Annotated in this window: 1 protein-coding gene; it reads left to right on the forward strand. The window is 73.0% G+C overall.

The window, feature by feature from the left end:
- A partial coding sequence (locus ACFU95_RS50600; RefSeq protein ID WP_383844607.1) for a beta-ketoacyl synthase N-terminal-like domain-containing protein occupies positions 1–5,224 on the forward strand: 5,224 nt, incomplete at both ends.

The following is a 5,224-nucleotide window of genomic DNA, read 5'->3' on the forward strand; positions in this document are numbered from 1 at the left end:
CCTTCCTCGACGCCCTCGCCCACCACCGCCACACCCACCACCAACCCGCCACCTCCCTCGCCTGGGGCTGGTGGGGACAGAACTCCGAAATGACGGCGCGGCTCGGCCAGGCTGATGTGCGGCGCAATCGGCGGGCCGGCATGGTGCCGCTCAGCGCCGCGGACGGGGTGCGGCTGCTCGACCTGGGGCTGCGCTCCTCCGACGCCGGTCTGGTGCCGGCCCGGCTGGATCTCGGGGCGCTCAGGGCCTCGGCGTTCGACGGCTCCGTTCCGGCTCCGCTGCGTGGCCTCGCACCCGTACGACGTCGTGCGGCGGGTTCCGAGGCGGGGCAGGACGGCACGGCTCTGGTCCGTCGGCTGGCCGCGCTGGGCTCGGAGGAGCGGGAGAAGGCGCTGGTCGCTCTGGTGGGCGAGCATGCCGCACAGGTGCTGGGGCACGTGTCCGCGGACCGGATCGACGCCGTGCGCTCTTTCCGGGACCTCGGCTTCGACTCCTTGATGTCGGTCGAGCTGCGCAATCGTCTGGGCTCGGCGACCGGGCTGCGGCTGCCCGCGACGCTGTTGTACGACCACCCGAGTGCCCGGGTCTTGGCACGGCATCTGGAGGCCGAACTCCTCGGCACCGGGGCAGCTTTGGCGTCGGCCGCCGCCCCGGTGCCGGCGGACGCGGACGAGCCCGTCGCCATTGTCGCCATGGGCTGCCGCTTTCCCGCCGGAGTGGGAAGTCCCGAGGAGCTGTGGGAGTTGGTGGCGAAGGGCGTCGACGCGGTCGCCGACTTCCCGACGGACCGGGGCTGGGACCTCGACGCCCTGTACGACCCGGATCCGGACAACCCCGGGACGTCGTACGCCCGTCGGGGCGCGTTCCTCGACGACGTGGCCGGTTTCGACGCGGACTTCTTCGGTATCTCGCCGCGTGAGGCGCTGGCGATGGACCCGCAGCAGCGGCTGATGCTGGAGATCTCCTGGGAGACGTTGGAGCGGGCCGGTATCGATCCGACGAGCCTGCGGGGCGGGGACGTCGGTGTCTTCACCGGGGTGAACACCCAGGACTACGCGCTGCGCCTGCACCGTATGCCGGAGTCGGTGGAGGGCCACCGGATCACGGGGGCCTCCAACGCCGTGGTGTCGGGCCGGGTGTCGTACTTCCTGGGCCTGGAGGGACCGGCGGTGACACTGGACACGGCCTGTTCGTCGTCCCTGGTGGCCCTGCATCTCGCGGCGCAGTCGCTGCGTTCGGGTGAGTCCTCCCTGGCGCTCGCCGGTGGTGTGACGGTCATGGCGGGGCCGGACGCGTTCGTCGACTTCTCCCGGCAGCGGGGGTTGTCGCCCGACGGCCGGTGCAAGGCGTTCGCGGCGACGGCCGACGGCACCGGGTGGGCCGAAGGTGCCGGTGTGCTGGTGCTGGAGCGGCTGTCCGACGCCGTACGCAACAAGCGCCGCATCTGGGGTGTCATCCGTGGCTCCGCCGTCAACCAGGACGGCGCCTCCAACGGACTCACCGCACCCAACGGCCCCTCCCAGCAGCGCGTGATCCGGCGCGCGTTGGCCAGTGCCGGGCTGACCGGCGCGGACGTGGACGCCGTAGAGGCACACGGCACCGGCACGACACTGGGCGACCCGATCGAGGCGCAGGCGCTGCTGGCCACCTACGGGCAGGACCACGACGCCGAACGACCTCTGTGGCTGGGCTCCGTGAAGTCCAACATCGGTCATACGCAAGCCGCCGCGGGCGTCGCCGGTGTCATCAAGATGGTCATGGCGATGCGGCACGGTGTACTCCCCCGCACCCTGCACGTGGGCGAGCCGACGCCGCAGGTGGACTGGTCGGCGGGGCATGTCGAGCTGCTCACCGAGACCCGCCCCTGGCCCGACAGGGACCGGCCCCGCCGCGCGGCCGTCTCCGGCTTCGGAGTGTCGGGGACCAACGCGCACGTCATCCTCGAACAGGCAGCGTCCGACTCGGCCGAAGGCCCGGGAGCCGGTGTCGCTCCGGCCGCCCTGCCCTGGCTGCTGTCCGCGCAGAGTGCGGACGCGCTGGCCGAGCAGGCGGCGCGCCTGGCCGCGTTCGTCCGGGGCGGGCCCGACGTCGATCCGGCCGCCGTCGCCCATGCGCTGATCACCACGCGCGCGCTGCTCGACCACCGGGCCGTCGCCGTCGGCCCGGACCGGGAGCGCCTGCTCGCCTCCCTGGACGCTCTCGCCGAGCGCCGCCCGCTCCCGGAGGGCGCCGCACGAGGTGTCCGGGGTTCTGGCCGGCTCGCCTTCCTCTTCACGGGTCAGGGCAGTCAGCGCCCGGGGATGGGCCGGGAGTTGTACGAGCACCATCGCGTGTACCGGGAGTCGTTCGAGGCGCTGTGTGCCGCGCTGGACCGCAGGCTGGCGGACCATGTGCCCCACCGGCTGCGCGACGTGGTGTTCGCCGCCCCTGATTCGCCCGAGGCCGCCCTGCTCGACAGCACCGTGTACGCGCAGGCCGCGCTGTTCGCGACCGAGACGGCGCTCTACCGCCTGTACGAGTCCTGGGGCGTGCGTCCCGATGTGCTGGCGGGGCACTCCATCGGTGAGGTGAGCGCCGCCCATGTGGCCGGGGTGTTGTCGCTGGAGGACGCGGCGACCCTGGTCGCGGCGCGCGGACGGCTCATGCAGTCCGTGTCCGCCGACGGTGCGATGGTCGCCGTCGACGTGGCCGAGGACGAGGTGCTGCCCTTCGTCACCGGGCAGCCCGGGGCGGTGGCCGTCGCCGCGGTGAACGGGCCGACGTCGGTCGTGCTCTCCGGCGACGCGGAGACGGTCACCCGGATCGCCGGGGAACTCGCGGCCCGGGGGCACCGGACCCGGCGCCTGCGGGTCAGCCACGCCTTCCACTCGCCGCACATGGACACCATGCTCGCCGAGTTCGGTGACATCGTCGCCGGGCTGACCCTGCTTCCGCCGGCCGTGCCGGTGGTCTCGAACGTCACCGGTACGACGGCCACGGCCGAGCAGCTGTGCTCCCCCCGGTACTGGGTGGAGCACGTACGCCGGACCGTGCGCTTCTCCGACGGGCTCACGGCCCTGTTCGAGCAGGACGTGACGACGTTCCTGGAACTGGGCCCGGGTGGTGTCCTCACCTCGCTCGCGGAGCGGGCGGCCGGGGACCGGGGCGACGCCTTCATGGCCGTTCCCGCGCTGTACCGGGAGGCGGACGAAACCGTCTCGGTGGTCGCGGCTCTGGCGCAACTGCACGTCCGCGGCGTTCCGGTGGCCTGGGAGCCCCTGGTCGAGGGCGCCGGGTCCGAAACGGCCGACCTGCCCACCTACCCGTTCCAGCACCGCCGTTTCTGGCTGGACGACGCCCCGTCCGCCGATCCGGCCGGGCCGGGCCGGTCTGCCACCCAGGGCACCGACGGCACCGACGAAGCCCGCCACCCCACGCCCGCCATCGGGACGCAGGCGGCCACGGGAACGTATGCCGAGCTGCTGGCCGCACTGCCGACCGAGGAGCAGCACCGGCATGTGCTGGAACTGGTCCGGGGCGAGGCCGGCGCGGTGCTCGGGCACACCGAACCCATCGACGCGACCAGGGACTTCCGCAGCCTCGGCTTCGACTCCCTCGCCGGTGTCAGGCTCCAGCGACGGCTCCAGGACGCGGTCGGCACCGGCCTGCCCGCCACCCTCGTCTTCGACTACCCGACGCCTGTCGCGCTCGCGGACTTCCTCCTTGCCGAGCTGCTCGGGGAGGCGACCGACGTGGCCGGGGACGCGGAGCTCGTCCACGACGCCGACGACCCGATCGCGATCGTGGGGATGGCCTGCCGGTTCCCCGGCGGGGTGTCCTCGCCGGAGGAGTTCTGGGACCTGCTGAGCTCCGGGGGCGACGCGATCACGGGCTTCCCGGCGAACCGCGGCTGGGACCTGGAGAACTTCTTCCATCCGGACCCGGACCACCCCGGCACCAGCTACGCCCGCGAGGGCGGGTTCCTGCACGACGCCGACCAGTTCGACGCGGGCTTCTTCGGGATCTCGCCGCGCGAGGCGCTGGCGATGGACCCGCAGCAGCGGCTGATGCTGGAGATCTCCTGGGAGTCGCTGGAGCGGGCCGGCATCGATCCCGCCACGCTGCGGGGGAAGCCGGTCGGGGTCTTCACCGGGCTGGTCAACCACGACTACACCACACGCCTGGACACGGTGCCCGACGGCGTCGAGGGCTACACGATGACCGGCGGTGTCGGCAGTGTCGTCTCGGGCCGGGTGTCGTACTTCCTGGGTGCGGAGGGCCCCGCGGTGACGATCGACACCGCGTGCTCCTCGGCGCTCGTGGCGCTGCATCTGGCGGCCCAGTCGCTACGGGCCGGGGAGAGTTCGCTGGCGCTCGCCGGCGGCGTCACCGTGATGGCCACGCCGGACGCCTTCGTCGGTTTCTCGCGGCAGCGCGGACTCGCGCCGAACGGTCGCTGCAAGTCCTTCGCGGCCACGGCCGACGGGACCGGCTGGGCCGAGGGCGCGGGCGTGCTGCTCCTGGAGCGGCTGTCCGACGCCGTGCGCAACGGGCATCGTGTCCTGGCCGTGGTGCGAGGCTCCGCGGTGAACCAGGACGGCGCCTCCAACGGTCTGAGCGCGCCGAACGGCCCCTCGCAACGGCGGGTGATCCGGCAGGCGTTGGCGAATGCCGGGCTGACCGGTGCCGACGTGGACGCCGTGGAGGCCCATGGCACGGGCACCCCGCTCGGTGACCCGATCGAGGCGCAGGCACTGCTCGCCACCTACGGGCAGGACAGGGATGCGGAGCAGCCGCTGTGGCTGGGTTCGGTGAAGTCCAACATCGGTCATACGCAGGCCGCCGCGGGCGTCGCCGGTGTCATCAAGATGGTGATGGCGCTACGGCACGGAATGCTGCCGCGCACCCTGCACGTCGACGAGCCGACCCCGCAGGTCGACTGGAGCGCGGGGCATGTCGAGCTGCTGACCGAGGCCCGTTCCTGGCCCGACATGGACCGGCCTAGGCGCGCGGCCGTCTCCGGCTTCGGCGTGTCCGGCACGAATGCCCACGTCATCCTCGAAGAAGTGCCGGTGGAGGAGCCTGCGTCGCCGCTGCCCGAGGGGGGCGGTGAGCGGCCGCGGGTGCTGGCCGACGGTACGGGCCCCGTGCCACTGCTGCTCTCAGCCCGAGGCAGCACCGGGCTGGCCGGACAGGCGCAACGCCTCGCCACCTACCTCACCGAACACCCCGACACCCCCCTCAC

Source organism: Streptomyces sp. NPDC057623 (assembly GCF_042800355.1).
Classification (GTDB): Bacteria; Actinomycetota; Actinomycetes; order Streptomycetales; family Streptomycetaceae; genus Streptomyces.